Source organism: Oscillibacter hominis (assembly GCF_014334055.1).
Taxonomy (GTDB): Bacteria; Bacillota; Clostridia; order Oscillospirales; family Oscillospiraceae; genus Oscillibacter; species Oscillibacter hominis.
Map to the genome: position 1 here is coordinate 1502637 of NZ_CP060490.1, position 26907 is coordinate 1529543.

The 26907-nt window shown below is 59.3% G+C and carries 23 protein-coding genes; 4 read left to right on the top strand and 19 right to left on the bottom strand.

What is annotated here, in order from left to right; translation table 11 throughout:
• Positions 1-3: 3 nt before the first annotated feature.
• The 15 genes from H8790_RS07575 to H8790_RS07645 all read right to left on the bottom strand — a co-directional run bounded on the left by H8790_RS07575 (position 4) and on the right by H8790_RS07645 (position 16526).
• On the bottom strand, positions 4-528 hold the full coding sequence (locus H8790_RS07575; RefSeq protein ID WP_187331947.1) for a hypothetical protein: 525 nt from the start codon (positions 526-528) through the stop codon (positions 4-6).
• A 99-nt stretch (positions 529-627) separates the two neighbouring features.
• Positions 628-1167, bottom strand: coding sequence for a GNAT family N-acetyltransferase (locus tag H8790_RS07580; RefSeq protein ID WP_187331948.1), 540 nt, complete (start codon positions 1165-1167; stop codon positions 628-630).
• Between the two features lie 20 nt (positions 1168-1187).
• Complete coding sequence (locus H8790_RS07585; protein WP_187331949.1) at positions 1188-2549, bottom strand: esterase/lipase family protein; 1362 nt, start codon at positions 2547-2549, stop codon at positions 1188-1190.
• Positions 2546-3367, bottom strand: a complete 822-nt coding sequence (locus H8790_RS07590; protein ID WP_187331950.1) for an EFR1 family ferrodoxin — start codon at positions 3365-3367, stop codon at positions 2546-2548. Before H8790_RS07590 ends, H8790_RS07585 begins: the two co-directional genes overlap by 4 nt.
• A 60-nt stretch (positions 3368-3427) precedes the next feature.
• The gene (locus H8790_RS07595; protein WP_187331951.1) at positions 3428-3637 is read right to left on the bottom strand and encodes a hypothetical protein; all 210 of its coding nucleotides are present in this window, start codon (positions 3635-3637) and stop codon (positions 3428-3430) included.
• 14 nt (positions 3638-3651) lie between these two features.
• Positions 3652-5964, bottom strand: coding sequence for an ATP-dependent Clp protease ATP-binding subunit (locus H8790_RS07600; protein WP_187331952.1), 2313 nt, complete (start codon positions 5962-5964; stop codon positions 3652-3654).
• A 39-nt stretch (positions 5965-6003) separates the two neighbouring features.
• Positions 6004-6720, bottom strand: coding sequence for a CvpA family protein (locus H8790_RS07605; protein WP_187331953.1), 717 nt, complete (start codon positions 6718-6720; stop codon positions 6004-6006).
• Positions 6721-6768: 48 nt separating this feature from the next.
• Positions 6769-7905, bottom strand: a complete 1137-nt coding sequence (locus tag H8790_RS07610) for a DUF5711 family protein (protein ID WP_187331954.1) — start codon at positions 7903-7905, stop codon at positions 6769-6771.
• Positions 7898-8656 (bottom strand): tRNA pseudouridine(38-40) synthase TruA, encoded by a 759-nt coding sequence (truA, locus tag H8790_RS07615; protein ID WP_187331955.1) that lies wholly within the window; start codon positions 8654-8656, stop codon positions 7898-7900. The genes H8790_RS07610 and truA overlap by 8 nt, the downstream gene beginning before the upstream one ends.
• Before the next feature lie 2 nt (positions 8657-8658).
• Positions 8659-9462 (bottom strand): energy-coupling factor transporter transmembrane component T family protein, encoded by an 804-nt coding sequence (locus H8790_RS07620; protein ID WP_187331956.1) that lies wholly within the window; start codon positions 9460-9462, stop codon positions 8659-8661.
• On the bottom strand, positions 9456-10322 hold the full coding sequence (locus tag H8790_RS07625; RefSeq protein WP_243208452.1) for an energy-coupling factor transporter ATPase: 867 nt from the start codon (positions 10320-10322) through the stop codon (positions 9456-9458). The genes H8790_RS07620 and H8790_RS07625 overlap by 7 nt, the downstream gene beginning before the upstream one ends.
• A gap of 2 nt (positions 10323-10324) precedes the next feature.
• Positions 10325-11185: an energy-coupling factor transporter ATPase gene (locus H8790_RS07630; protein WP_187331958.1), complete on the bottom strand. Its 861-nt coding sequence runs from the start codon at positions 11183-11185 to the stop codon at positions 10325-10327.
• Positions 11186-11216: 31 nt separating this feature from the next.
• Positions 11217-12080 (bottom strand): class I SAM-dependent methyltransferase, encoded by an 864-nt coding sequence (locus tag H8790_RS07635; protein ID WP_187331959.1) that lies wholly within the window; start codon positions 12078-12080, stop codon positions 11217-11219.
• A gap of 188 nt (positions 12081-12268) precedes the next feature.
• Positions 12269-13606: a 2-hydroxyacyl-CoA dehydratase gene (locus H8790_RS07640; RefSeq protein WP_187331960.1), complete on the bottom strand. Its 1338-nt coding sequence runs from the start codon at positions 13604-13606 to the stop codon at positions 12269-12271.
• 1 nt (position 13607) lies between these two features.
• The gene (locus tag H8790_RS07645) at positions 13608-16526 is read right to left on the bottom strand and encodes an acyl-CoA dehydratase activase (RefSeq protein WP_187331961.1); all 2919 of its coding nucleotides are present in this window, start codon (positions 16524-16526) and stop codon (positions 13608-13610) included.
• 327 nt (positions 16527-16853) lie between these two features.
• On the opposite strand from H8790_RS07645, the gene H8790_RS07650 reads away from it, so the two are divergent.
• Complete coding sequence (locus H8790_RS07650) at positions 16854-17426, top strand: epoxyqueuosine reductase QueH (RefSeq protein ID WP_187331962.1); 573 nt, start codon at positions 16854-16856, stop codon at positions 17424-17426.
• A gap of 32 nt (positions 17427-17458) precedes the next feature.
• On the opposite strand, the gene H8790_RS07655 is transcribed toward H8790_RS07650, so the two are convergent.
• Positions 17459-17947, bottom strand: coding sequence for a hypothetical protein (locus H8790_RS07655; RefSeq protein ID WP_187331963.1), 489 nt, complete (start codon positions 17945-17947; stop codon positions 17459-17461).
• Positions 17948-18338: 391 nt separating this feature from the next.
• Between H8790_RS07655 and H8790_RS07660 the strand changes: the two genes are divergently transcribed.
• The gene (locus H8790_RS07660) at positions 18339-21236 is read left to right on the top strand and encodes a hybrid sensor histidine kinase/response regulator (protein ID WP_187331964.1); all 2898 of its coding nucleotides are present in this window, start codon (positions 18339-18341) and stop codon (positions 21234-21236) included.
• Positions 21236-22531 (top strand): ABC transporter substrate-binding protein, encoded by a 1296-nt coding sequence (locus H8790_RS07665; protein ID WP_243208453.1) that lies wholly within the window; start codon positions 21236-21238, stop codon positions 22529-22531. Before H8790_RS07660 ends, H8790_RS07665 begins: the two co-directional genes overlap by 1 nt.
• Positions 22532-22683: 152 nt before the next feature.
• Here the strand turns inward: H8790_RS07665 and H8790_RS07670 are convergent, their stop codons facing one another.
• The 3 genes from H8790_RS07670 to H8790_RS07680 form a co-directional block, all read right to left on the bottom strand.
• A complete protein-coding gene (locus tag H8790_RS07670; RefSeq protein WP_187331965.1) occupies positions 22684-23895 on the bottom strand; it encodes an aspartate kinase in 1212 nt (403 codons plus the stop codon).
• Between the two features lie 68 nt (positions 23896-23963).
• Complete coding sequence (locus H8790_RS07675; protein ID WP_187331966.1) at positions 23964-25160, bottom strand: homoserine dehydrogenase; 1197 nt, start codon at positions 25158-25160, stop codon at positions 23964-23966.
• A 21-nt stretch (positions 25161-25181) separates the two neighbouring features.
• A complete protein-coding gene (locus H8790_RS07680) occupies positions 25182-25622 on the bottom strand; it encodes an ACT domain-containing protein (protein WP_187331967.1) in 441 nt (146 codons plus the stop codon).
• Positions 25623-25759: 137 nt separating this feature from the next.
• Between H8790_RS07680 and ytvI the strand changes: the two genes are divergently transcribed.
• On the top strand, positions 25760-26824 hold the full coding sequence (ytvI, locus tag H8790_RS07685) for a sporulation integral membrane protein YtvI (protein ID WP_187331968.1): 1065 nt from the start codon (positions 25760-25762) through the stop codon (positions 26822-26824).
• Positions 26825-26907 lie beyond the last annotated feature (83 nt).

A 26907-nucleotide genomic window follows, 5' to 3' on the forward strand; every position in this document is an offset into this window, starting at 1 on the left:
CAGTCACCCGGTTGCAGCTTTTGCGGCAAGATTGCCCTTGTCTGTTAGGATACACCTTCTAAGGGTGGCAAACAAGCGTTGGTTTTCGCTTTCCCACTCTTCCATGGCGATCCATTGGGGTAAAAAGGGGGGCGTCACCAACGTGACCCCCCCGGCTGCTGTATTTGGAGCGTTTACTGCATGGCTGAACTGCTGCTGGAGTCTCACCTTTATATGATACGCCAGCGTATAAAAGTGTCCTTCCGTTGCTCTCCCGTGGGGGGATGTGCCATCTGCAACGGCGGTATGGCACTCCGGCAGCAAAACGGCATCCAGGGAATCCGGGTCTCCGGAACAGTAGATGTACTCCACCGGGGAGTCGGCCTGTTCGGCCGCCTGGGCGATCCGCTTCATGAACGTGGATTTGCCCGCCCCGGGGCCGCCCTTTAAAATCAGGAAATCATGGGTTTCGTGCAGATCCAGAATCTGCGGGTATAAGCTCTGGAATCCCTCGCCGCTGTTGGCGCCGAGGAAAAAACGAATTGACATGCATCACTCCTCCTCTCTCTCCAAGCTATGCAAAAGCGGTGGAAATGGCATCCGCAATCCATAAAAAAGAAGCGGGACTCCCCGCTTCTTTTTTGAATCTCACAGTGTTCCGATGGGCAGCAGGGGTTCCGGGCGCTCCGGGTGGCCGGCCAGCATCTTCTCCATCCAAACCATGTCCCACCAGCGGCCCAGCTTATAGCCGCACTGGGTGAAGTGGCCGATGGTCCGATAGCCCATGCGCTCATGAAAGGCAATGCTGGCGGGGTTGGGGTAGGCGATGCAGGCATAGGCGTTGAGGATATTCTGGCGCACCAGCAGCCCCTCCAGGGACTGGTAGAGCCTCCGTCCCACACCGCCCTGGCGGCAGCCCTGCTCCACATAGACGGAGCATTCCACCGACCAGCTGTAGGCAGCCCGGCCGTGGAAGGCGGATGCGTAGGCATATCCCACCGGCGTCCCGTCCCGCTCCGCCACCAAATAGGGGTAGCGCTCCAGGGTCTTTTGAATCCGGCCGGCAAACTCCGCCACTGTGGGCACCTCGTACTCAAAGCTGATGGCCGTCTGCTCCACATAGGGGGCATAGATGGCGAGGAGCGCCCGGGCGTCCTCAGCAGCAGCCATCCGAATGCTGGTTTCCATGCTCTCTCCTCCTTTTTGCCTTACAGCCCCCGCTCCTTCAGGCCAGCGGCCAGCTGCACATAAAATTCCCGTACGTCAAAACTTTGGATGTTCTCACGGTTCAAGTCGATCACATCGCCGTGGGAGATTCCCCGTCCCCCGGAGGGCTCCAGCAGGGTAAAGCGCTCCCCCCACCTGGCGGAATCCACGGAGACCAAGCCGTCGTTCTGCCCGTCAAAATGCTTCACCACCGGATAGGACACATTCAGCGGGAACTTCCCGCTTCCGGCCTTTTCGCAGTACGACATCACGCTTTGGTAGAACACTCCGGGCATATCCGGCGTCACCTCGTTGCGCCGGAGGCACTCCGTCTCGGTCAGGTCCGTCACGGCCGCCAGAAAGTCCGGCTCCCGATCCCCAAGCTTTTTCAATGCGGCGTTGTACGCCGAGGACACCTTCCGCCGGAATCCCTCCGGCGCCTTGTTGAGCAGGTACTCGGCAAAGATGCAGCCCCGGTGGGGCGTATTGATGGTGGTCAGCGACGCCACATACCGGTCGCAGCCAAAGTGGCTGATGGCCGCGCGGCTGTCCAGGCCGCCCTTGGAGTGGGCGATGATATTCACCTTTTCGCAGCCCGTCTCCTCCACGATCTCTTGGATGCGCTCCGCCAACTCGGCGCCGCACTCCTCCACAGAGGCGGCGGACTGCTGCTGGCCGTAGTAAATCACAGCGCCGTTTTTCAACAGTGCGCGGGGGATGCGGCCCCAGTAGCTCAAATAGCGGAAATCCCGGAAAAATACGCCGTGAACCAGCAGCAGCGGATATTTGGTTTTGCACACCTCACTCTCCGCCCGGACCTGGTCCAATTCCCACTTCTGGGTTTCAAACTCCACCTCCCGGGCGGCGATGCGGATGACCTTGCAGAGATACCAGATGTTCAGGCCCGGTATCCAGCCGCAGAGCGCCGCCAGCACCCGGTGCCTGATCCCCAGCTGGACGGAAGTGAGGTACACCCGGATCATGCCGTTCCAGAAGAGGACCGCCTCCGCAAGCACCATGATGACGGCGCTGATGATCCAGACCGTCCAAAACATCCCGGACAAAAGCCCACCGCTGCCGGCATCCTGAATTGCAAAGGGCAGCAAAAGCGCCATCCACACCGTATTGATTGTGGCGGTGATCAAAAAGAGCTTCAGCAATTCGGCGCCTGCCTCCAATTGGCGGATACGCCCCGTGGGCGCCGTCCTGGCAGCGGGCCGCACATTGATAATCAGGAATCCTGCCGCGAGAAGCACGGTCGCTGCCGCGCCCAGGGTTCCGCCTCCCACAAGGAGAAAAATCCAGACAGCGTTGCACGCAGCGAGAAGGAACAGCGTGTTCAGCGCCTTTCTTGCTGCGTTCAAAGGATCACCACATTCACCTTCGGCTCTGAGAAGGTCTGCTCCAGCATAGCCTTGTGGGAGAGGAAGGCCGGGTCATCTAAGTACTTTGCGTGGGTGGGGCAGCGCTTGATGCAGGCGTGGCACTTGATGCAAAGGCCCGGCACGCTGGACACGTCTGCCGGATCAATGGCGCCCATGGGGCAGATGCTGGCGCAGAGCCCGCAGGAAACGCACTTTTCCGGATCGGTCTTGGGTTTGGCCTTCAGGAATTTGGCGCTCTGCCCATCCACGCCCTTGGGCACATAGTAGGGCGCCTCCGGGTCGCCGGGCACCGCTATCGGCCCGGGAAGGGCGGTGAGGCTGCTCACCTTGTCGGCGACCTGCGAGGCGAAGTCCGCCGCCTGGCGCAAATCCGCTTCCGCCGGCCGGCCGGCGGCCAGGACGTCGGAAAAGGCGTGCTGGCCCACAAAGGCGGAGGCCGCCACTGTGTGGAAGCCGTGGCTTTCCAGCTCCGAGGCCAGCTCCGCCAGGGAGTTATCAAAGCTGCGGTTGCCGAAGAGCACCACGCTCACAGCCAAAGCGCCGTTTCCCGCGAACTGGCTCTGGACAAAGGGCAGCACCTTGTTGGGCACCCTGCCCGCATAGGTGGGCGTCCCGAAAAACACCAAGTCCGTCCCCTGGAAGGAAAACACCTTCTCCCGCATACACGGAAGCGTGAAGTCGATCTTCTCCAGCGGCAGCCTTAAGCGCTTTGACGCCTCCTCCGCCATGGTAGATACCACTTTCTCCGTGGTACCCGTGGCGCTCCAATAAACAGCCCAGACTTTTTCCATCTTCATCTTGATTTCCCCTTTTCTCTCAGTTCGCGCCCAGAGCGGAGCGCGGCAGTAGACACGCCCTTACAGCGAAAAATCCTCCTGCTTCAGTTTTCCGGTGTCCAGGGCCGCAGGGCGGGGCGGCACCCGCTTGAGGGGGTCGTACCGGAAGGCCCGGCAGCGGCCCTCTGCCGGTACGATGCCCTTTTTCAGGCATGCCACCTCTTTTTCACTGATGGGGCTGCCCTTTTTGCAGTAGATGCAGCAGGGCTCGATATCCTTGCGGAACAGCACGCAGCACTCCCCCTTTAAAGCGTGTACAGCTTGACGGCATTGTTCTCCACCGTGGCCCTGATCTGCGTCACCGGAGACTCGTAACTCTGGATAATGGCCATGGCCATGGGGTCCTCCAGTTCCTTCTGGATGGTGCGGCGCAGGTTTCTGGCGCCGTAGGCCAGGGAGTAGGACTTGTGGGTCAGCCAATCCACCAGCGCATCGTCGCAGCTGAGAACAATTCCCTTTTCCTTCAGGGAATCCGTGAGCTCGCCCAGCATGATGCGTGCAATGGCGCGGAAGTTCTCCTCCGTCAGCTGGTTGAAGTAGACGATTTCGTCCACCCGGTTGATGAATTCCGGCCGCAGGAACTGCCCCAGCGCCTTCATCGCCCTGTCCCTGCCCTGCTCGTTGCGGGTGCGGTCAAATCCGACGGTCCCCTCCTTTTTGTCGCTTCCGGCATTGGAGGTCATGACGATCACTGTGTTCTCGAAGTTGACCTTCCTGCCGTGGGCGTCGGTGATCTCGCCGTCGTCCAAAATCTGTAAGAGGATGTTCAGCACGTCGGGATGGGCCTTTTCAATCTCGTCAAAAAGGACCACAGCATAGGGCTTGCGGCGGATTTTTTCCGTCAGCTGGCCTGCCTCGTCATAACCCACATAGCCGGGCGGCGATCCCACGATACGGGAGACGGAGTACTTCTCCATGAACTCAGACATATCCAGCCGGATGAGGGCGTCCGGGGTGTTGAACAGGTCGTCGGCCAACTGTTTGACCAGCTCCGTCTTGCCCACACCGGTGGAGCCTACGAAGATAAAGGAGACCGGCTTGTGCTTGGGGGAGATGCCCACCCGGTTGCGGCGGACCGCCGCGGCCACGGCGGCGATGGCCTCGTCCTGGCCGACGATATGGGCCTTCAGCCGATCCTCCAGCTCCGCCAGGCGCCGGAACTCCTCCTCCCGGATGCGGGAGGCCGGAATCTTGGTCCACAGCTCGATGACGTGGGCCAGGTTCTCCATGGAGAGCTGAGGATCGCCCTTGGCGCACAGCTCATCCAGTTCAGTCTTCAGCTTCAGCTCCTTGCTCTTGAGGTAGGCCAGGCGCTCGTAGTCGCTGTTGGCCTTCTCCTCTTTTTCCTCGATCATGGCCCGCTCTTTTTCGTAGTCGTCCATTTCACGCTGGGCCATCATCCTGCGGGAAATGGACGGGTCCTTCAAATTCAGGTCCGAACAGGCCTCGTCGATGAGGTCGATGGCCTTGTCCGGCAGGAAGCGGTCGGTGATATAGCGCTCGCTGAGCACCACCGCCTGGCGCAAAATCCCATCCGGGATTTTCACGCCGTGGTAGGACTCATAATAGTGGGCAATGCCCCTGAGGATTTTCAGCGTATCCTCCAGGTTGGGCTCGTTTACCGTCACCGGCTGGAAGCGCCGCTCCAGGGCGGTGTCCTTCTCGATGCTCTTGCGGTACTCGGTGAAGGTGGTAGCGCCGATAACCTGGATTTCGCCGCGGCTGAGGGCGGGCTTAAGGATATTGGCGGCGTTCATGCTGCCCTCCGCGTCGCCGGCCCCCACAATGTTGTGCACCTCGTCGATGACCAGGATGATATTGCCCAGCCGCTTGACCTCGTCGATCAGGCCCTTCATCCGGCTTTCAAACTGGCCCCGGAACTGGGTGCCCGCCACCAGGGCGGTGAGGTCCAGGAGATAGACCTCCTTCCCCCGGAGCTTGAAAGGCACGCTGCCGCCGGCAATCCGCTGGGCCAGCCCCTCGGCGATGGCGGTCTTGCCTACGCCGGGCTCACCGATGAGGCAGGGGTTGTTTTTCTGGCGGCGGTTCAGGATCTGGATCACCCGTTCGATCTCCTGCTCCCGGCCCACGATGTTGTCCAATTTCCCGTCCAGTGCTTTCTGGCTCAGGCTGATGCAGTAGCTCTCCAGATACTTGCGCTTTTTATCCCCCTTGCGCTCCTTTTCCCGGCGGCCGGTCTCCTCGCCTTCACCGCCGGCGGGCGCGGAGTTGGAGGAGGCGCCGGACTCGTTGGAAAAGAGACGGTTCAGGAAGGGGAACGTGGCGGTCTTGCCCTCCTCTTCCTCCTCGTCGTCCCCATCGGGCAGGTCCTCCGCGTTTTCAGCGCCGCCAAAGGCCTGGAGCATCTCGGAGTTGATGTTCTCCAGATCCTCGTCGGAGATGCCCATGCGCTTCATCATGTCGTCCACCTGGGGCAGCCCCAGCTCCTTGGCGCACTTGAGGCACAGCCCCTCATTTACCGTCTTGCCCTCTTCCAGCTTGGAAATAAACACCACGGCCACGTTTTTTTTACATCTTGAACAAAGTGTAGGTTGCATAATTGACCTCCAGATTTACATTGACGGCCACAGTCCGCCCTATAGAGATGACAGCAGGTCCAGAGGACTCTTTGTCACAAACAGCTCCAGCAGATAGGTGGACTCCACCAACTCCTTGGAAAAACTTACTCCAAACTGTTCCAGCGCCCAAACCGCTAAAAACAGGAGCAAAAATCCCTCTCCCATGCCCAGAAGCCCTCCGCCGGCGCTGTTGAGGAAATGGAGCCCCGGCAGCTTCAGCGCCAGGTCCGTGGCCGCGACCACAAGCCGCAGCGCAAACAGCACCACCACAAAGGACAACACAAACAAAATCCCATGTACGATGGAATACAGCAGGCTCTCCGCCACAGCGGAGGCGATCTCCATGCCGGTGTCCCGCACCTTTTCCTGGACCCGGTCCGCAAGGGACCCCGCCTGATGGTCTCCCATCCCCAGGGCCTGGAGCAGCTGCCGGGCCTGTTCCCAAACGGGGTCGGCGGCTGTGCTCTCCGGCATGGTGACACCGCCGGCGGAGGCGAGCGCCTCCCCATCCATCACACGGTCCACCTTCTGCTCCAGCTTTTCCTCCAGCATGGGGTGGAAAATCTCCATCACCGGCTCCGTCAGCACGTTGGCCAGCAGCGTGGCACACACCAGCGACACCACAATCACCACCAGCCCCGCCAGGGAGCGGAACAGCCCCCTGCGGGCACCCAGGAAGAAGGCGCACAGCAGCACCGCCAGCAGACACAGGTCTATTATAACAGCTTGATTCATTCTTGCCTACCTTTCAAAGCCTGCCTCTTTCCGGCAGGACGGGGAATATCAGGGAAGGAACAGCGTGGCCCGCTCCGACTCCAGCAGCAGCGCGGAGCCGTCCGGGCGCACCAGCACATCCCTGGCGCTGGAGGTGTCCATCAAAATGGCGTACTCCTGAAGCTCTTCGGTGTAAATCACAAGCCGGTCGGCATAGAGCACGGCCACGTACCTGCCTGCGGCGGAGAGGTTGAACACTTCGTCGTTCACATCCAGCGACGCGATCTCCTCGCCTGAGTTCGACACCGTCACCAGCCGCCCAACGCTTCCCGCCTTGTAGCGGTTCAGCAGCAGCGGCACAAAGTCGCTGCCGCCCAGGTCGTATTCCCTCAAAAAGCTGCCGCCATAGGAATACGTCCCCTTCACGCCGCCGCTCTCGTCGGCAAAGGTCAGCTGGGTATCGGACACTGTGGCCAGCCGCCCGTTGACGCTGCCCATGGCAAGCACCATTCCGTCGGAGATAGTGTAGCTGCCGGAGGGCTCCTCCGAGTCCAGGGGATAGAGCACCACATTGCTGAGGAAGGTGCTGTCCTTCTGGCCCAGTGTCACCACAGCCAGGGTCTTGCAGTTTTCCAGCACATAGCCGTCCGTCACAAAGCGGTCGGAGGAGTGGAAGGAAAACAGCAGCTCGCCGCCGGGGTCATAGACGCTGACGCTCCCCTTGTACCCCTTCTTCTCCGATGTGACCGCCAGATAGTCGGAGCCGTTGAGGTTTGCGCTGAGGAAGGGCTCCTCCGCCTCCGCCTTCAGCTCCAGCACCGTCTCAGATGCACTGAGCACATAGAGGCTGGTCCCGCCGATGTCGTAGGCCACCATGTGGTCCTTGCCCACGTCCAGCGCGGGATGGGTCATCTTGACCTCCTGGGTGTAGTTCTCCTTGGCGGTCATCACCTGTGCGGTGGTGGCGGACGCCATGGCCAGGCCGCTGCCCATGGGGGCAAACCGGTTGGAGGTGCTGGCATCATAAGTAAAGGGAACCGCCCCGGACCCCTCGGAGGTCCCATAGGAGAAATAGCGGCGCAGCACGTCAAAGCCGGTGCCGTCCCGATAAGCCGCCACCAAAACCACGGCCAAAACCACAATCAGCGTCAGGAGGAAAATTAAAAAGCGGCGCAGCCGCCCTGGCGTCTTTTTCTTCTCATCCATTGAGCCGTTCATCCTCATACCAAAGTTTTGTCAGGTACAGCCCTCCCGGCGGGACAGTGGGGCCGGCCGCCGTCCGGTCGCCCCGCTCCAGAATCAGCGGGATGTCCTCCGGCGTCAGCTTGCCCTCCGCCGCATAGAGCACCGTGCCCGTGATGGCTCGTACCATATTATACAAAAAACCGTTGGCGCAGACCTTCAGTTCCAAAAGGTCCGACTGCCGGGTGACATAACAATAGTAAACCGTCCGCACCGTGCTCTTCACATCCGTGCCCACGGAGCGCACCGCCGCAAAGTCGTGAGTCCCCTCAAATGCCCGGGCCGCCCGGTTCAGGAACTCCTCGTCCAGATGCTTGGGATAAAAGTAAGCCCGGTTCACATAAAACGGATTTTTGATCCGGGAGTTGTAGATCCGGTAAGTGTACTCCTTTTTCAGGCACGAGCCGATGGCGTTGAACTCCTCCGGCACCTCCAGGGCTTCCCTCACCACAATGTCCTCCGGGGTATGGGTGTTGATGGCAAAGGGCAGGCGGTCCACCGGGATGCGGGACCTGGTGCGGAAATTGGCCACATAGCACTCTGCATGCACGCCTGCGTCGGTGCGGCCGCAGCCGGTGAGGTGGATGGCCTCCCCCCCGCAGACCATGGCGATGGCCCGCTCCAGGGTGCCGCAGACGGTGACGTCGTTTTTCTGCACCTGCCAGCCGTGATAGGCCGTGCCGTTGTACATCAGCTTTAAGGCAATGTTTCTCATGCTCAATAACCCATTCTTCCCAGCATAATCACCGCGGTGGTCAAAACCAGTCCTCCCATGATCACCAGGTAATCCGCCGCTTTGTAGTGCAGCACATGGAGCTTGGTGCGGCCCTCTCCGCCGTGGTAGCAGCGGCACTCCATGGCCACCGCCAGCTCGTCCGCCCGACGGAAGGCGCTGATGAACAGGGGCACCAGCAGCGGAATCATGGCCTTGGCCCGCTGGAGCAGGTTGCCGCTTTCAAAGTCCGCGCCCCGGGCCTTCTGGGCAGACATGATCTTGTCCGTCTCCTCAATGAGGGTGGGGATGAAGCGCAGGGCGATGGACATCATCATGGAGAGCTCATGCACCGGCACCCGGAGCTTCTTTAGGGGGTTCATCAGGCTCTCCAGCCCGTCCGTCAGGGTGATGGGGCTGGTGGTGTAGGTCAGGAGAAAGGTGCCCATGATGAGCATGGTGATGCGCAGCACCATGAACACCGCCATCTGAAGCCCCTGCTTTGTGATGCGGAATATCCACCACTGCACCAGGGTGTCTCCGGAGGTGAAAAACAGGTTCAGCACCGCCGTGAAGGCGATGATCAGCAGCACCGGCTTTAAGCCCCGTAAAAGGGCCCTGGCGCCCACTTTGGACACTTTGACGCACAGGAACAGGGCGGCCATCATCATGGCATAGGTCAACACATTTTTGGCGCAGAACAGCCCCACGATATAGAGCACCACCAAAATCAGCTTGGTGCGCGGGTCCAGCCGGTGGGCGATGGTGTCTCCCGGAAAGTACTGGCCCAGGGTGATGTCTTTCAGCATGGAGACCCGCCTCCCCTCAGAGCCAGAATCGCCCGGCGCAGCTCCTCCACCGTGTAGACCGCCGGGTCAATGGGCAGGCCCCGCTGGTGGAGGGCCCGGGCAATTTTTGTCACCTGGGGTACGTTGAGCCCCGCGGACTCCAATTCCTCCGCCCGTGCGAACACCTCTCTTGGCGTGCCCTGCATCAGGACCTTCGCATCCTTCAGCACCAGGATGCGGTCCACGTTCCGGGCAATCTCGTCCATGCTGTGGCTGACCAGGATCACCGTATTGCCCTTGGCGGCGTGATAGGTCCGGATATTGGAGAGCAGGCGCTCCCGCCCCTCCGGATCAAGGCCGGCGGAGGGCTCGTCCAAAATCAGCACCTCCGGGTCCATTGCGATGACCCCGGCAATGGCCACCCGCCGCTTTTGTCCGCCTGAGAGGTCAAAGGGCGACTGAGTGAGCTGCTCCTCGGAGACGCCGGCAAAGGCAGCAGCCTCCCGGACGCACCGGTCCACCTCCTCCGGGGTTTTCCCCATGTTGGTGGGGCCAAAGGCAATGTCCTTATAAACCGTCTCCTCAAAAAGCTGGTACTCCGGATACTGAAACACCAGCCCCACCCGGAACCGCACGTCCCGGATTTTCTTTGGCTCCGCCCAGATATCCTTCCCGTCCAGGAGAATCCGGCCGGAGGTGGGCTGCAGCAGCCCGTTCAAATGCTGGATCAGCGTGGACTTCCCGGAACCGGTGTGCCCGATGATGCCCAAAAATTCACCCCGGCGCACCGAAAAGGTCATGTCCTGCACCGCGCTGCGGCAAAAGGGTGTCCCTTCGCTGTAGGTGTGCACCAGGTGTTCCACTTGCAGTATCGGCTCCACTGTCATCTTCCCTTTCCCGCCGGCAGCGCCTGGATGACAGCGTCCGCGCATTCTTCCACGGAGAGGGCGTCCAGCGCCACCTCCACCCCGTCCTGTTTCAGTTCATATAAAAGCTCTACCGTGTCCGGCACGGTCAGCCCCAGCTCATGGAGCCGCTCCACCTGGACAAAGACCTCCCCGGGCGCACCGTCCATCTCCACTTTCCCGTCGGACATGACCACCACCCGGTCGGCCTCCGCAGCCTCGTTCATGTGGTGGGTGATGAGCACAATGGTGATTCCCTTCTCCCGGTTCAGACGGTGGACGGTGGAGAGCACCTCCTGCCGGCCGATGGGATCCAGCATGGCCGTGGACTCGTCCAGCACGATGCACTCCGGCTCCATGGCGATGACCCCGGCAATGGCGATGCGCTGCTTCTGACCGCCGGAGAGCAGATGGGGCGCGTGGCGGGCAAATCCACTCATTCCCACCGCGCTCAGGGCGCTGTCCACCCGGCGGCGGATTTCCTCCGTGGGCACGCCCATATTCTCCGGTGCAAAGGCCACGTCCTCTTCCACCACGTTGGCCACGATCTGATTGTCCGGGTTTTGAAACACCATCCCCACCCGGCGCCGGATCTCCAGCAGGGCGGACTCATCCATGGTGTCGTGCCCCGCCACCCACACCCTGCCGCCGGAGGGCAGCAAAATGGCGTTGAAGTGCTTGGCCAGGGTGGACTTTCCGGAGCCGTTGTGGCCCAGGATCGCCACAAAGCTCCCCTTTTCAATGCTCAGGTCAATCCCGTGGAGGGCAGCGGCGCGCCTGTGCCCTTCCTCCGCCGGGTAGGAATATGCAAGCTGTTCCGTTTGGATCATAGTTGACATAACTTATTCCACTTTCCCTATGAAAGAATTGCTATTCGCTCATCCAGCGGCCGGTGGCGCCGCAGGGCAGCCACAGCCCCGTCTCGGTGACGGGCAGGCCCAGCTCGTCCCATTCGCAGCGGCCGCCGTACTTCTGCCCCACCAGCAGGCTGAGCAGATACCCCAGCACCGAAGGGGCGAGCCCGGTGGTGTAGGAGTTGATCAGCACAAAAAGGGGCTTGTCCGACAACGCCCCGACGCACAGCTTCACAAACTCGTAGAGGTTGTCCTCCAGCTTCCAGACCTCGCCCGAAGGGCCCCGGCCATAGGAGGGCGGGTCCATGATGATGGCGTCGTAAGTCTTTCCCCGGCGGATTTCCCGCTCCACAAATTTGGCGCAGTCGTCCACAATCCACCGGATGGGGGCTCCCTCCAACCCGGAAGCACGGGCGTTTTCCCTGGCCCAGGAAACCATGCCCTTGGCCGCGTCCACATGGCACACCGAGGCGCCCGCAGCCGCGCAGGCCACGGTGGCCCCGCCGGTGTAGGCAAAGAGGTTCAGCACACGGATGGGGCGGCCGGCGGAGCGGATTTTTCCCATGGCAAAGTCCCAGTTCACCGCCTGTTCGGGAAAGAGCCCCGTGTGCTTGAAATTCATAGGCTTGATTTGGAAGGTCAGCTCCCCGTACCGGGCGCTCCACTGTTCCGGCAGGTTTCGTTTCTCCCAGTGTCCGCCGCCGGTGGCGGAGCGCAGGTACCGGGCATTGGCCCTGCGCCAGTTAGGGTTTTTATGAGGCGTCTCCCAAATGGCCTGCGGGTCCGGCCGCACCAGAATCTGCCTGCCCCAGCGCTCCAGCTTTTCGCCGCCGCCGCAGTCCAGCAGCTCATAGTCCTGCCATTTATCCGCAATCCACATGTTCGCTTCCTCCTGCTTCCGGCCGCGCATAGGCACAGTAGGCCGGTTCATATAACAAATCATTTTATTATACCTCTGTTCCGTTTGCTCCGTCAACCGCTTTCACTTTATTTACGCCCTGTTCACAAAAAAGGACCGGGGCGGAATCATCCTTTTTCTGGAAGATTCCGCCCCGGTGGAGCGATGGTTCAAATGCAGGCCGCGCCTTTGGAGGTCAGCAGCACTTTGGATTTGTGCCCTCTTATCTCCGGGACCGGTGAGCTGCCGCTCTGCGCAGCCTCCTTCTGGGGAAGCCGCTCCCGGGCCACAGCCAGCATCAGCTTGATCCGGTTCTCCTGGTTGACTCGTGTGGCGCTGGGGTCGTAGTCGATGGGCGTGATGTTGGCCTCAGGGTACAGGGCGCGGATTTTGCTGACCATGCCTTTGCCGCAGATGTGGTTGGGGAGGCACCCAAAGGGCTGGGCGCAGACGATGTTCTCATAGCCCGAGCGGACCAGCTCCACCATCTCCGCGGTGAGCAGCCAGCCCTCGCCCATCTTATCGCCGGTGCCGACGACGCCGTCGGCCTGTTTCACCAACTCCTCAAAGGGCAGCGGCGCGTGATAGCCGTTGTTCCGCAGCGCTTCAGCCATGGCCTTCTCCGGTCCGGCAAGGAGGCCCAGCAGCCAGCCGGACAGGTTCCGTTCCACCCACTTCCCGCCGTAAAGCTTAGCCGTCTCGGACAGGTTGTAGATACAGTACTGCAAAAATCCCATCAGCCCCGGCAGGTTGACCTCACAGTCCTGCGAGGCCAAAAACTGCTCCAGGTCGTTGTTGCCAAGGGGGGAATACTTCACGTAGATCTCCCCCACCACGCCAACTTTGACCTTGGGAACGGAGCGATCCACGGGGATGGAGGCAAACTCGGCGGCGATCTGAGGCATGGTGCGCTTCATGGCCCGGAAGGAATAGCCCCTTCCCCGGCGGATCTCGCCGCAGATGCGCTCCAGCCACCTTTGGGTCAGGGCCTCCGCCGCGCCCTTCTCCGTTTCGTAGGGCGCGGTCTGGGAGCGCAGGGACACCAGCATGTCGCCGTAGAACACGGCGGCGATGAGCTGGCGGACCAGCGGCAGCGTCATCTGGAAGCCGCTGTCTTTCTCCAGCCCGGAGAAGTTCAGGCTGGCCACGGGGATCTGGCCGTAGCCCGCCCGGTCCAGCGCCTTGCGCAGCAGGTGGATATAGTTGGAGGCCCGGCAGCCGCCGCCGGTCTGGGTGATCAGCAGCGCCGTGTGGTCCAGGTCATACTTTCCGGAGTTCAGCGCATCCAAAAACTGTCCGATCACAAGCAACGCCGGGTAGCAGGTGTCGTTGTGCACATACTTCAGCCCCAACTGGGCCACCTCGCTGCCGCAGTTGCCTAAGATTTCGCTTTTGTACCCCTCGTGATCCAACGCGGCCTTTAAAATAGTGAACTGCGTCACCGCCATGTTGGGGATGAGGATGGTGTGTGTCTTCTTCATCTCCGGGGTGAACTTGGGATAATCCATCTCATCCTTCCCTTTCTTCTTGCTCGTCCAGAGCTGCGAACAAGCTCCGCAGCCGGATGTTCACAGCCCCTAAGTTTGTGATTTCGTCAATCTTCAGCTGGGTGTAGAGCTTGCCGCCTGCTTGGAGAATCTCCCGGGTCTCATCGGTGGTGATGGCGTCCACGCCGCAGCCGAAGCTCACCAGCTGCACCAGGTTCATGTCTTTCTGGGTGCAGCAGTACCTGGCGGCCGCGTAGAGCCTGGAGTGGTAGGTCCACTGATTCAGCACCGAGGTGGGGAATTTCTCCACCAGGCAGGAGACGGAATCCTCCGTCACCACCGCCGCCCCGTAGCGGGTGAGCAGCGTGTCGATGCCGTGGTTGACCTCCGGGTCCACGTGGTAAGGCCGCCCGGCCAGTACAATGATGGGACGGCGCTCCTCCCGGGCCCTTGTAATGAGCTCGCCGCCCCGCCGGCGGACCTGCTCCATGTGGCGGTGATATTCCTCATAGGCGGCGTCGGCCGCGCGCCGCACCTCCTGAAGGGAGATGCCGTCAAAGTATTTCGCCAGAATCGCCGTCATGTGTCCGGGGAAATCCTTGGGCCGGTGGATGCCCACATAGTCATAGATGAACTGGGTGCCGGACAGCTCCGGGCAGTTGCCGGCGATCACCTCCGGATAGTAGGCCACCACCGGGCAGTTGTAGTGGTTGTCTCCCAGCCCCTCGTCCACGTTGTAGGTCATGCAGGGATAGAAGATGGCGTCCAGTCCCATCCGGGACAGTGCCTTGATGTGCCCGTGGGCCAGCTTGGCGGGAAAACAGGCGGTGTCACTTGGGATGGTGGCCTGCCCCTCCAGGTACAGCTTCCGGGAGGAGATGGGGCTCACGTGGACCTCAAAGCCCAGCTTTGTAAAAAACGTGTGCCAGAACGGCAGCAGCTCATAGAAGTTCAGCACCAGCGGAAGCCCGATCCTGCCCCGGAAGCCGGGGACAGGCTGGTACTGATCCAGCAGCTGCCGCTTATACGCATAGAGGTTCCACTCCCCGGAGTCCGCCTTTCCGGTGACGGGCCGGTCGCACCGGTTGCCGCTGACCAGCTTCTTCCCGTCGGAAAAGAGGTTTACCGTCAGTTGGCAGTGGTTGCCGCAGCCCCCGCACTGGACGGAGCGGGTCTCCTGGATGAAGTGCTCCAGCTCCTGGGCAGAGAGCAGCGTGCTCCGCTTTCCCGGCACGGACCGCTTCTTTCCATATAGGGCCGCGCCGAAGGCGCCCATCAGTCCGGCGATGTCCGGGCGGATCACCTCCACCCCCATCTCCTTTTCAAAGGCCCGGAGCACGGCCTCGTTATAAAAGGTGCCGCCCTGGACCACAATATTCCGGCCCAGTTCCTCGGGCGAGGAGGCCCGGATCACCTTGTAGAGCGCGTTTTTCACCACGCTGATGGAGAGGCCCGCCGAGATGTTCTCCACCGTGGCGCCGTCCTTTTGCGCCTGCTTCACGCTGGAATTCATAAACACGGTGCAGCGGCTGCCCAAGTCCACAGGCCGGTCGGCAAAAAGGCCCAGCTTTGCAAACTCCTTCACGTCGTACCCCAGCGTCTGGGCAAAGGTCTGGAGAAAGCTGCCGCAGCCGGAAGAGCAGGCCTCGTTGAGGAAAATGTTGCTGATGGCCCCATCCTCGATCTGGAAGCACTTCATGTCCTGGCCGCCGATGTCGATGATGAAGTCCACATCCGGCATAAAGTGGCGGGCGGCAGTAAAATGAGCCACCGTTTCCACCACGCCGCAATCGGCGTGAAAGGCATTTTTGGCCAGTTCCTCGCCGTATCCGGTGGTGGTAACGCTGGCCACCTGTAAATTGGGGTGCTCCTTAAAAATCTGCTGCAAAACAGTGCGGATCAGGGGGATGGGATTGCCCAAATTGGGGCGGTAGTCACTGAAAAGGATACGGTCCTCCTCATCGATCACCACCAGTTTCACCGTGGTGGAGCCGGAATCGATGCCGATATGCACCGGCCCGCACGTTTCGTCAAAGGGTGCGTGAGGCACTGTGGCCCTGGCGTGCCGGGCCGCAAACTCGTCGTATTCAGCTTGGTTTTGAAAAAGCGGCGGCTGGCTCACATAGTGGGCCGTGGCATTGGCTCCGCTCAGTTTCCGGGCCAGCAGCTCCAGGTCATAGGCCGCGTCCGCGTAGAAGGCGGCGCCCAGAGCCACATACAGCAGGCTGTTATCCGGGCAGCTTCCCTCCACTCCTAAGGTGGCGTCAAAATCCTTGCGCAGCACCTCGCTGAAGGTCAGCGGGCCGCCTAAATACAGCACGTTTCCCTGGATAGGCCGGCCCTGGGCCAGCCCGGCGATGGTCTGATTCACCACCGCCTGGTAGATGCTGGCGGCAATGTCCTCCGACCGGGCACCCTGGTTGATCAGGGGCTGAATGTCGCTTTTGGCAAATACGCCGCAGCGGCTGGCGATGGTATAGGTTTTCTCCGCCCGGGCGGCGGCCCGGTTCATATCCTCGGCGCTCATCTTCAGCAGCGTGGCCATCTGGTCGATGAAGGCACCGGTGCCTCCGGCGCAGCTGCCGTTCATACGCACTTCCATGCCACCGGTCAAAAACAGGATTTTGGCGTCCTCGCCGCCCAGCTCGATCACCACATCAGTGCCGGGCGCCAATCGGTTCGCCGCCACGCGGGTGGCGAAGACCTCCTGCACGAACGAAACTCCGCAGGAATCCGCAAGCCCCATCCCGGCGGAGCCGGAGATGGCAAACAGCGCGCTCTGCCCATGGAGATACTGCTTTGCAATGTGCTGTAAAAGTGCTTCTGACTTTTCCAGAATGTGGGAAAAATGCCGCTCGTATGTATGATATATGATTCGGTCGGAATCATCCAGAACCACACATTTGATGGTGGTGGATCCGACGTCTAATCCAACTTTCAAGGAACAGCCTCCTTTGATGAAAATGCGAAGGATTCGCATTACGACCCTATTTTAGCGGAGTTCCCCCCAAGATTCAATGGGCAAACTGCCGGAAATGCTTTGCAGGACCCTCCTGCGCGATTTCTTAACGGATTCTTTACTGAGGATTCTTCCCCCTGCCCCCGCCTTGTCCAGCCGGACGAACCGTGCTATAATAATTTATATACGTATGCGGACACTCCCCGTCCACGGGTCTGGGTTGCTGCGGCGCCGCCGGAAGCGATTGCTTTCGCCCGTCATGGGCTGCCCGGACTAACCGATTATCTCTTCACGAATCGAGGCACTGATATGGAAACCATCCTATTGCACTGCTGCTGTGCTCCGTGCTCCGTCTTCTGCATCGACTCTCTGCGGCAGGAGGGCATGGAACCCACTGGGTTTTGGTACAACCCCAACATCCATCCCTGGCAGGAATATAAGGCCCGGCGGGACACCCTGACGGACTACGCCTCCTCCGTCGGCATGGACCTGATCGTCCGGGAGGAGTACGGCCTGCGGGACTTTGTGGCCCATGTGGCGGAGGACATCCCCCACCGCTGTGCCTGGTGCTACACCTGCCGCATGGAGGAAACGGCCCGTTACGCATCGGAGCACGGCTTTTCCGCCTTCACCACCACGCTGCTCATCTCCCCCTATCAGCAGCACGAGCGCATCGCCGCCGCGGCCGGAGAACTGGCGGAGCGATATGGCGTTCGCTTTCTCTACCGGGATTTCCGGCCCGGCTTTCGCCAGGGCCAGTCCAAGGCCCGGGAACTGGGTCTCTATATGCAGAAATACTGCGGCTGCATCTTCTCTGAGGAGGACCGCTATCAAAAGCAGATCCAGCGGGACCAGGCCCGGTTTGGCGGCGCCGCAGAATAAAAAAGGAGGCTTCCGACCGGAAGCCTCCTTTTTTAGCAGGGGATTGTGGCCATGGCCGCCACATCGCTTGGGTCCAAAAACGGGCCCATCATGGGCGGCAGGAACGTGAAGAGCACATAGGCGGCCGCCATTGCCACTGCAAGGAGCAGCCACACATGCCTCCCCTTGCAGCCGCGGCCGGACAGGGCCCATCCCGCCGCCAGGGCCGCCACCCAAAGAAGCAGGAAATAATTGCCGCGGGACTGGGTCATCCACAGCGCAAGGCTCAGTGCAATCGGCGTCAGCACCAGCATGGGCAGCTCTCCTCCGCCCTGTTCCTTCGTGGACACTTTGGCAATGGCGATTCCGCCCAAAATAGGCCAGAACGCCAGCTTACTCTGTTCCCAAGGGCTGCCGCAAACAGGCGCGAACAGGTTGGTCAGCCAGCAGGGCCAGTTGGACTGCAGGCAGGCAAAGATCACGCCCAAAAAAATTGCGGCCAGAAAGCCGATGCAGAACCGGTAGAACGAAACCTGTTTCAATTCGGATCACCTCGTCCTATCCTTATGCGCATTTGGGAAAAAGAGAACAGGGGAAAACCAAACCGGTTCAAGTACGGCCTTGTTCTTCAATCAGGCTGATATGGAGTCCGTATATTTTTCTTCCAGGCCGCCGCAGTGAGACTTATTCTTAAAAAAAGTGGATTTGTCTCACAATCTATGGTAATCTATGGGAATACAGCAATGTAAAAATGTTTTGTTTGCAAGCATTTGGTATAAAAATATGTGGTTTATATCCAGGTTCACTGGGATTACACCGTTTTCTTCTCCAAGATGTCATTTTAATTGCAGGTCATGGGAACAGCCAGTCCTGTAAATACTGCAGTGCGGGCAGAGAGAGAATCCGCAATTGCGAAACGTTCAGGTGAAAAAGATGAAATATAAAAGACAGTCAATCATTTTTATTGCGGGAGTGGTGGGTCTTCTGCTGGTTGCCGGAGCATTTATGACGGCCCTGCTCAATGAAATCAGCCAAAAAATGAACCAGAGCGCAAACGAGACGCTGCTCAATTCCACCCGGATGATCGAAAGCAGTTTGAACCATGAGCTGCAAACCGACGAACAGCTTTTAGAGACCTTTGCCGGGCTGTATTCAAAAAGCCGTGAGTTTCAAAACCCAGCGGAGGTTTTGGCCGATTTTGCCGCGTCTACTCAATTTTACCGCTTCTCTTATGTGGATATGACGGGGAGCGGGTTTGACAGCACTGGAGCGAGCGTGGATGCCTCGGAGCTCCCGTTTGAAGAAACCGCGCTGTCCGCTGGAGCATACGGTTACTCCGACGCCTATATGGGCAGCAGCGGGCGGCTTCAAATCACATTCCAAATCCCAATTTATCTGGATAACCGGCAGATCGGTGCTCTTTACGCGGATAAGACGCTTACCCGATACAATGAATCCGCCCTGTTTACCTTCAACGGCAGTTCCGGGCATGCTTACATGGTGCGCAGCGACAACGGCAGCTGGATGATCGAGGGGGCAGGTACGGATGCTGACGACGTGTATCAGCTTCTGGAGAAACACGGAAACCATCCGGACGTTCAGCAGGCATTGGAGAAACTGATGCAGGAGGGAAAAGCCGGAACCATCGGAATAGCATTCAACGGTGAGCCAAGCCGCCTCTGCTTCCTTCCGATGGACAACACATACGGCTGGTATCTCATCTCAATTGTATCCCAGAGCCTGCTCCAGCAGGAGAGCTCCACAATCATGCAGATGATTGAAATCACGCTGATCGTTTTGCTTGTGGCGTTGATTTTGATCACCATACTGGTACTGGGCCGCCAGTCCATGAAGAACCAGGAGAAAAGCCGCATATACCGGGAACAGCTTTTTCAGACCATTTCCGCCAATGTGGATTTTGCCTTTCTTCTGTTTTCTCCGGACAAACAGCGGGTGGAGCTGGTCTCCGACAATGTCCGTGTCCTTTTTGACCTGGATTCAATCCAGGTGGCAGAGCATCCCGAGCTGCTGGCCGAACGGTGTGGGATTCCCGTCAGCGATGAGGGCTGGAACGCGTTTTTCCACGGGGAACTGCATGGTAATATCCGAAAGGAATACCAGGTCGGCGCGGACAACAATTTACAGCGCTGGATTGAAGTCCATCTGATTCCGGTAGAGACAGGGCAATATCTGGCAGTCCTGCATGAGACCACCAGCGAGCACCATATGCGGGACGATCTGGCCGAGGCCCTGCGGCAGTCTCAGGAGAGCAATCAGGCCAAGACCGCTTTCTTCTCCTCCGTGTCACACGACCTGCGCACGCCCATGAACGGGATCGTGGGTATGGTTGCCATTGCCCAGTCCAATTTGCAAAATACAGCCAAGGTAGAGAATTGTCTTGCAAAAATAAAGGTGGCTTCCGACCATCTGCTCTCACTCATTAATCAAATCCTGGACATGTCCCGTATTGAGAGCGGGAAAATCAATTTGAAGCGGGAGGCTGTCAACTTGCCGGAGCTGATCTCCGGAGTACTGCTGCTGATCAAACCGGAGCTGACCAAAAAAGGCCATACCCTTCAGATCAGTTCTGCTGTTCTCGAGCATGACACCGTCATAGGCGATACGCTGCACCTCCAAAAGATCCTGTTGAATCTCCTCTCCAACGCGGTAAAGTACACTCCGGACGATGGGGAGATCCAATTGAATATCCAGGAGCAGCCTGTGGACGACGGGCGGATTGAGGTTGTCTTCCAGGTAGCGGACAATGGGATCGGCATAAACCCTGAGTTCCTAAGCCGGATTTTTACCCCTTTTGAGCGGGCGGAAGACGGCCGCGTCAGCAAAATTATAGGCACTGGCCTGGGAATGGCCATCACAAAAAATATTGTGGATATGATGGGCGGCACCATTCAGGTGGACAGTGAGGTGGGGCATGGTTCTTGCTTCACGGTCACTCTGCCGTTCCAATTGTCGGAAAAGCAGGGATACATCGCACCGGATCTGAAGGGCCGCACCGTTCTGGTAGCGGACGACGACCCGGCCATCTGCTCAGGCATGCGCACAATGATGGAAGAGCTGGGGATGCAGGTTGACTGTGTGTACAGCGGGCAAGAGGCTGTAGATGCCGCGGAACAGGCTCGTTTAAGCGGCCGCATATACTATGCAGTTGTTATAGACTGGAAAATGCCGGGGATGGACGGGATTGAAGCAGCCCGGCAAATCCGTATGAACAATCCTTCCCAGTCACCTATCATCCTGTTGTCCGCTTATGACTGGGAGGAGGCGGAGCAGGAAGCGATTGAGGCGGGAATCGACGGCTTCCTCACCAAGCCGATCTTCCGTACGGAACTGCTCCGGATGCTACGGTGCCACATGCCGGACTCACCGGATGCGCCGCGGCGTGAAATGCGCAGCGCGGTTCGGTCACATCACATAACGGGGCTGCGGGTCCTTCTTGCAGAGGACAACGCGCTGAACCGGGAGATCGCCGAGGAGATCCTGCGCGGCAGTGGGATCGAGGTGGAAAGTGTCGAAAATGGCCTGATGGCAGTCCAGCAGGTGGAGCGTCATGATGCTGGATATTATGGAATGATTTTTTTGGATATCCATATGCCGCTTGTCGATGGATACACCGCTGCCCGGGAAATCCGGGAGCTTCCAGAAAAGGGACAAGTTCCCATCATCGCCATGACTGCCGACACTTTTGACGAGGATATCCAGCGATGCAAGGCCGCCGGGATGGATGCGCACATTGCAAAACCCATCGATTTTTCCATCCTGTTTGATACGATCCGGCGGTTTTGGAAAAATGAGGATGGAGGTCATTCATAATGACACGAACAATGAACTGCCTGCGTAAACTGTCCGCAGGGCTTATGGGCCTGCTGGTCTGCACCGGCTGCGCGGGAACCCCCAGCGAACCTGATATCTACATAGACAAACAAGTTCCGGACGTTGTAATCACGCTATTCTGCCAGGGGACCAACACCTCGGATGCCATCCAGAATTGCTGTGATAAAATGGAGAACGACGTCAGTAATATCATTTTGTATAGTGACGATGCCAGCTTTTATGCCGAGGACGGGCTTTCTTATCGTGAACTGCTGCTGAAGCGGCTGGAAAGCGGCCAGGCGGACGACCTATACATCATTCCGGCGGAAGATGTGCTGGAGTTTGACCAGCGTGGCTATATTTACGATCTGTCCCAACTCCCGAATGTCAGCAACCTGTCGGAGGATGCGCTTCAGCAGAGCATTTACCGGGGAAAGGTGTTCTCCGTCCCTCTTTCTTACTCCTGCTTCGGGCTCATCTGGAATGTGGATCTGCTGCATCAGTATCATTTGGAAATTCCCACAAACCTGGAGGAATTTTGGGCCGTATGCGAGTCACTCAAGCAAAATGGGATCCTTCCCTATGGGGCCAATATGGATTATGGCCTCAGCGTGCCGGCCATGTGCGCCGGGTTTGCGCCCTTGTATCAGTCCCCGGATGTAAAAGAACGCCTGTCGGCCCTCTCCTCGGGTGAGACAGCTGTCAGCAGCTACATGCGGGCGGGGTTTGCATTTCTGCAGACAATGATTGATAAAGGATATCTGGATGTAGATCAGGCTCTCAACACCCTGCCGGGCAGCGAAGAGGAGTCCAGCCTCTTTGCAGATGGAAATTGCGCCTTTATCAGTTCCCTCTGCCGATCCAAGGCGTTTTTAGACAGTTACCACTTCGAAATGGAGATGACGGCGCTGCCCGTACTGGATGACGGTGCAATCTGCGTAGTAGGCGCGGATCAGCGTCTGGCGGTAAACCCCAATTCCGAGCACCTGAAAGAGGCATTGAGTGTGGTGGAATCCCTGTGCACCGTCGAAACGCTGAATGGGATTGCCTCCAATTTGGGTAAAATCTCCTCTGCCCGGGGCAATGTGGCCGCTACGCTGCCGCAGGCCGACCCATTGGTTGGCTGTGTGGCACAGGGCGGACAAATCCCAAATCAGGACTTCCATCTCTCCTTTAATACATGGAATACCATCAAAGAGCTGTGCGTCGAGCTCTGCCAAGGCGCTGCCATAGACGATGTATGCAGGGAGTATGACCAGCTCCAGCAAGCGGAAATAGACGAATATAATTCATAGGAGCAGCGGCCAAGTCATGTCCCGCCGCTAAGTGGAGTAACGGCTGTCGCCGAATCGGAGTACAAATCCACGGCTTTTCCTACAAAATAAAATGCTTCACAACCGGATAAAACCGGCTGTGAAGCATTTTTTATGATCAGTGTGCCAGCCGCTCAGGGCTCGTCGAAGAACTTGGCATGGACAGCGCGGACGGCGCGGTCCACATCGTTCTCGTCGATCAGCACGGAGACCCGGATTTCCGAGGTGTTGATCATCTGGATGTTGATGCCCGCCTCGTAGAGCGCCTCGAACATTTTGGCGGCCACGCCGGCATTGGACATCATGCCCGCTCCCACAATGGACACCTTGCCGATCTTGTCATCCACCGCCACGTGGTCAAACTTCAGCACATCCTTGTTGTCCTCCAGCACCTGCTGGGCGTCCTCCAGGTCCTTTTTGTGAACCGTGAAGCTGATGTCCTTGGTGTCACCCCGGCCGATGGACTGGATGATGACGTCCACATTGATGTTGGCCTTGCCCAAAAGGGAGAAGACCTGGAAGGCCACGCCGGGGTTGTGCTGCAGGCCCACCAGCGCCACCCGGGCCACGCTTGTATCCTTCGCCACACCGGCGATATTGGTTTTTTCCATTTTGACGACCTCCTTGACTTTTGTGCCCGGCTTCTTTTCCAAGCTGGAGAGGACCTCCAGATTCACATGGTACTTCTTGGCCAGTTCCACGCTGCGGTTGTGCAGCACCTGGGCCCCCTGGGACGCCAACTCCAGCATCTCGTCGTAAGTAATGGCCTCCAATTTCCGGGCATTGGGCACAATCCTGGGATCACAGGTGTAGATCCCATCCACGTCGGTGTAGATCTGGCACAGGTCTGCCTGGAACGACGCCGCCAGAGCCACGGCGCTGGTGTCGCTGCCGCCCCGGCCTAAAGTGGTGACGTCGCCGTTTTTGTTCACTGCCTGGAACCCGGCCACCAAAACCACCTTGCGCTGGTTCAGCTCGCCCCGGACGCGCTCTTCGTCAATCCGTTTGATCCGTGCGTCGCTGTGGACGCTGTTGCTCTGAATCCCCACCTGCCACGCGGCCAAAGAGACCGCCGGCACGCCGATTTTCTCCAGGGCCATGGCGCACAGGGCAACGGAAATCTGCTCTCCGGTGGACAGCAGCATATCCATCTCCCGCTTGGAGGCGTGAGGATTGATCTCATTGGCCTTGCCGATCAGCTCGTCGGTGGTGTCGCCCTGGGCAGACAGCACAACGATCACATCATTGCCGGCCTTGTAGGTCTCCGCGATGATTTCGGCAACATGAAAAATCCGTTGGGTGTCCCGGACGGAACTGCCCCCGAATTTCTGGACAATTAAACTCATTGTTTTCCCCTCTTTACAAGTACTCACCGCTGGGTCGGTTTCATACCATTATAGTTGTATCCGGCAGCTCAGGTGTCAAGCACCCGGAATTTGGACAGAACGTTCAGATTCCTTGCCCGGTTGGCCGCTTCGTTGCCGGGGATGGGCTCGGTCAGAAACGCGGTTTCGCCGTCCTCCGACAGCACCTCCACCTGGCCGAAGGCCAGGGCGGCGTCGGTCAGGCTGCCGTCGATGCGGAAGTAAAAGCGCATGGGCAGCGTCTCCGGCCCCACAAAGCCGGCGCTGTTGTCAGACCAGCCGATCTCCTTCCGCTTCTCCCGATGCTGCAGCGCGTCGATCACATCGGCCACCACGGCGGAGGCCGTGGGCAGGGCGCCCGCGCCCCGGCCGTAGAACATTACCTCGCCAGTGGCGTTGCCCTTGACCACGATGGCGTTGAACACGTCCTCCACCGTGGCGATGGGCGCGTCCTCAGGAATCAGATGAGGCGCCACATAGGCGGTTCGGCTGCCGTCGGGCAATCGCATGGCGCGGCCAAGGAGCTTGATCCGGTACCCGGCCCGCTCCGCCACCTTCACATCCCGCAGCGAAAGCCGGGAGATGCCCTCCATGGGCACGCTCTCCGGCAGGACCTGCTGGCCAAAGGCCAAATCCGCCAGGATGCAGGTCTTCCGCCCGGCGTCGATGCCCTCGATGTCGGCGGTGGGGTCCGCCTCTGCGTAGCCCTTGGCCTGGGCCTCCCGCAGCGCGTCGGTGAAAAAGGCGCCGGTGCGGACCATGCGGGTAAGGATGTAGTTGGTGGTCCCGTTGAGGATGCCGTAGACCTCCTCGATCTGGTTGGCGGCCATGCACTGGCACAGAGGGCGCAGAATGGGAATGCCGCCGCCCACGCTGGCCTCAAAGAGATAGTTCACATTTTTCTCTTTGGCCAGTTTCAAAAGCTCCGCACCCCGTTCGGCCACCAGCTGCTTGTTGGCGGTGACCACGTGCTTTCCCGCCTCCAGGGCCCGGCGGGTATACTCATAGGCCGCGTCCACGCCGCCGATGGTCTCCACCACCACAGAGAGGTCCGGGTCATTTTCAATCCTTGCAAAGTCGTCGGTCATCCGCGGACGGTAGGGGCCATCCTTAAAGTGGCGCACCAATATGGTCTTGAGGGACACCTCCTCCCCTAACTTTTGGGCAATCTGCATGCCGTTGCGGGAAAGCACCTCGGCCACACCGCCGCCCACCGTGCCAAATCCCATAATCGCGATCTGAATCATTTCCGCTCTCTCCTTATCCGGTTATCCGGCCAGAATTTCAAATTTCACCACTCCGGGCGCGGAGGAGACCTCCGCGATCAGCGCCTCCAGCGTCTCCTCCATGTCCGAGGTCTCCGCGGAGATGGTCACGGCGGCGCATCCGTTGGTGGGAATGCTCTGATTGATGGTCAGTATATTTGCTCCCGAGTTGGCAAAAATAGACAGGACGCTGGACAGCACGCCCGTGTTGTCCTTCAGCATGGCATAAAAGGTGATGATCCGCCCTGCCTTCATGTCATTGAAGGGCTGCACCGCGTCCTTGTACTTGTAAAACGCGCTGCGGCTGATACCCACCTGTCGGGTAGCAGCGCCCACCGTGTCCGCCTCCCCTGTCTGCATCATGCGCTTGGCCTCGGCCACCTTGATGAAAATTTCAGGCAGCGCGTCCGCCGCCACCAGGTAGTACTTGATCTGGATGCTCACGATGTCCACCTCCTATAGGCATTTGTCTTTGAATGTTCATCATCATAACACATCTGTCCGCAATGGGCAAGCAAAATTTTATCCAAATTTCGACAGTTTCTTTCCCAGGAAATCTATAAACCGGAGAGGGGGCCTTTATGAACCGTCAGATTTCTTTTTTGATGTGGGTCGGATGCGCGTCTGCCGGGATCGCCCTCTTTTACCTGGGCTTCCGCTATTTTATCCCCTGGATGCTGCCGTTTGTGCTGGCACTGGCCATTGCCGCCTGCCTGGAGCCGGCGGTGGAGTGGCTGCGCCGGCGCTTTGGCTTTCAGCGGGGGTTTTCCTCCGCCAGCTTGACGCTCCTTCTGCTGGGGCTGGCGCTTTTCCTGTTGATCCGGGGGTTCACCACTCTGGCGGAAGAAGCCTATGGCTTTTTGCAGCAGCTTCCCACCCTGATGGCGCCGCTCCCAAATGTGCTGGCCGGATGGGAACAAAAATTGGAGCGGTTTTGCGCGGCCTGCCCGGAGGCGATGCAGAACTGGCTGCGCACCCTGCCGGATGCGGTGGCAAGCCAGGCGCCGCAGGCTGCCACCCAATTATCTCAGGAGCTGCTGGACCTTCTCTCCGCCTGCGCGGAAAAGCTGCCTGACCTGATCCTGTTCCTGGTGACCACCGTATTGGCCGTCTTCTACACCACCAGCCGCTACCCGCAAATCCGCGCCTTCATCGTACGCCAGCTGCCCGACCGGTGGCGGCCTTCGGCCCGGGGCGTGAAAAAGAGCGTGCTGGTCACGCTGAGCCGCTGGCTGCGGGCAGAGTGCACGCTGATCCTCCTGACCTTCGTACAGCTGCTGGCCGGCTTTTTGCTGTTGGGCGTGGACTATGCGCTGCTGATGGCCGTGCTGACGGCGGTGATCGACGCCCTGCCCATCTTGGGCGTGGGCACGGTGCTGCTGCCGTGGGGGATATTCTGCTTTTTAAGCGGCGCCGTTCCCCGGGGCATTGGGCTGCTGGCACTCTACGCGGTAATCCTTCTGGTCCACAGCTTTATGGAGCCAAAGCTCATGGCCTCCCAGGCCGGGCTGCCCCCTATCGCCGCCCTGGCGGCCATGTATTTGGGCTACCGCTCCCTGGGCCTTGCGGGGATGATCTTCTTCCCGTTTTTGCTGCTGCTGCTCAAGCAGCTTCAGGATTCCGGCTGGCTGCATTTGTGGAAATAAAAAACGTCTCTTGTGACGCGCATCCGGCTGCCGCGCTGAACCGGCGTGCGTCACAAAATGATTCAGGCGATGAAAAAGAGGAG

Excerpts from the sequence above, each read along its gene's own strand:
- H8790_RS07650 (WP_187331962.1), top strand. The coding sequence starts at position 16,854 with ATGGAAACCATCCTATTGCACTGCTGCTGTGCTCCGTGCTCCGTCTTC.
- H8790_RS07630 (WP_187331958.1), bottom strand. The coding sequence starts at position 11,185 with ATGTCAACTATGATCCAAACGGAACAGCTTGCATATTCCTACCCGGCG.
- H8790_RS07575 (WP_187331947.1), bottom strand. The coding sequence starts at position 528 with ATGTCAATTCGTTTTTTCCTCGGCGCCAACAGCGGCGAGGGATTCCAG.
- H8790_RS07620 (WP_187331956.1), bottom strand. The coding sequence starts at position 9,462 with ATGCTGAAAGACATCACCCTGGGCCAGTACTTTCCGGGAGACACCATC.
- H8790_RS07635 (WP_187331959.1), bottom strand. The coding sequence starts at position 12,080 with ATGTGGATTGCGGATAAATGGCAGGACTATGAGCTGCTGGACTGCGGC.
- H8790_RS07675 (WP_187331966.1), bottom strand. The coding sequence starts at position 25,160 with ATGATTCAGATCGCGATTATGGGATTTGGCACGGTGGGCGGCGGTGTG.
- H8790_RS07665 (WP_243208453.1), top strand. The coding sequence starts at position 21,236 with ATGACACGAACAATGAACTGCCTGCGTAAACTGTCCGCAGGGCTTATG.
- H8790_RS07610 (WP_187331954.1), bottom strand. The coding sequence starts at position 7,905 with ATGGATGAGAAGAAAAAGACGCCAGGGCGGCTGCGCCGCTTTTTAATT.
- H8790_RS07605 (WP_187331953.1), bottom strand. The coding sequence starts at position 6,720 with ATGAATCAAGCTGTTATAATAGACCTGTGTCTGCTGGCGGTGCTGCTG.
- H8790_RS07660 (WP_187331964.1), top strand. The coding sequence starts at position 18,339 with ATGAAATATAAAAGACAGTCAATCATTTTTATTGCGGGAGTGGTGGGT.
- H8790_RS07670 (WP_187331965.1), bottom strand. The coding sequence starts at position 23,895 with ATGAGTTTAATTGTCCAGAAATTCGGGGGCAGTTCCGTCCGGGACACC.
- H8790_RS07640 (WP_187331960.1), bottom strand. The coding sequence starts at position 13,606 with ATGGATTATCCCAAGTTCACCCCGGAGATGAAGAAGACACACACCATC.
- H8790_RS07580 (WP_187331948.1), bottom strand. The coding sequence starts at position 1,167 with ATGGAAACCAGCATTCGGATGGCTGCTGCTGAGGACGCCCGGGCGCTC.
- ytvI (WP_187331968.1), top strand. The coding sequence starts at position 25,760 with ATGAACCGTCAGATTTCTTTTTTGATGTGGGTCGGATGCGCGTCTGCC.
- H8790_RS07600 (WP_187331952.1), bottom strand. The coding sequence starts at position 5,964 with ATGCAACCTACACTTTGTTCAAGATGTAAAAAAAACGTGGCCGTGGTG.
- truA (WP_187331955.1), bottom strand. The coding sequence starts at position 8,656 with ATGAGAAACATTGCCTTAAAGCTGATGTACAACGGCACGGCCTATCAC.
- H8790_RS07590 (WP_187331950.1), bottom strand. The coding sequence starts at position 3,367 with ATGAAGATGGAAAAAGTCTGGGCTGTTTATTGGAGCGCCACGGGTACC.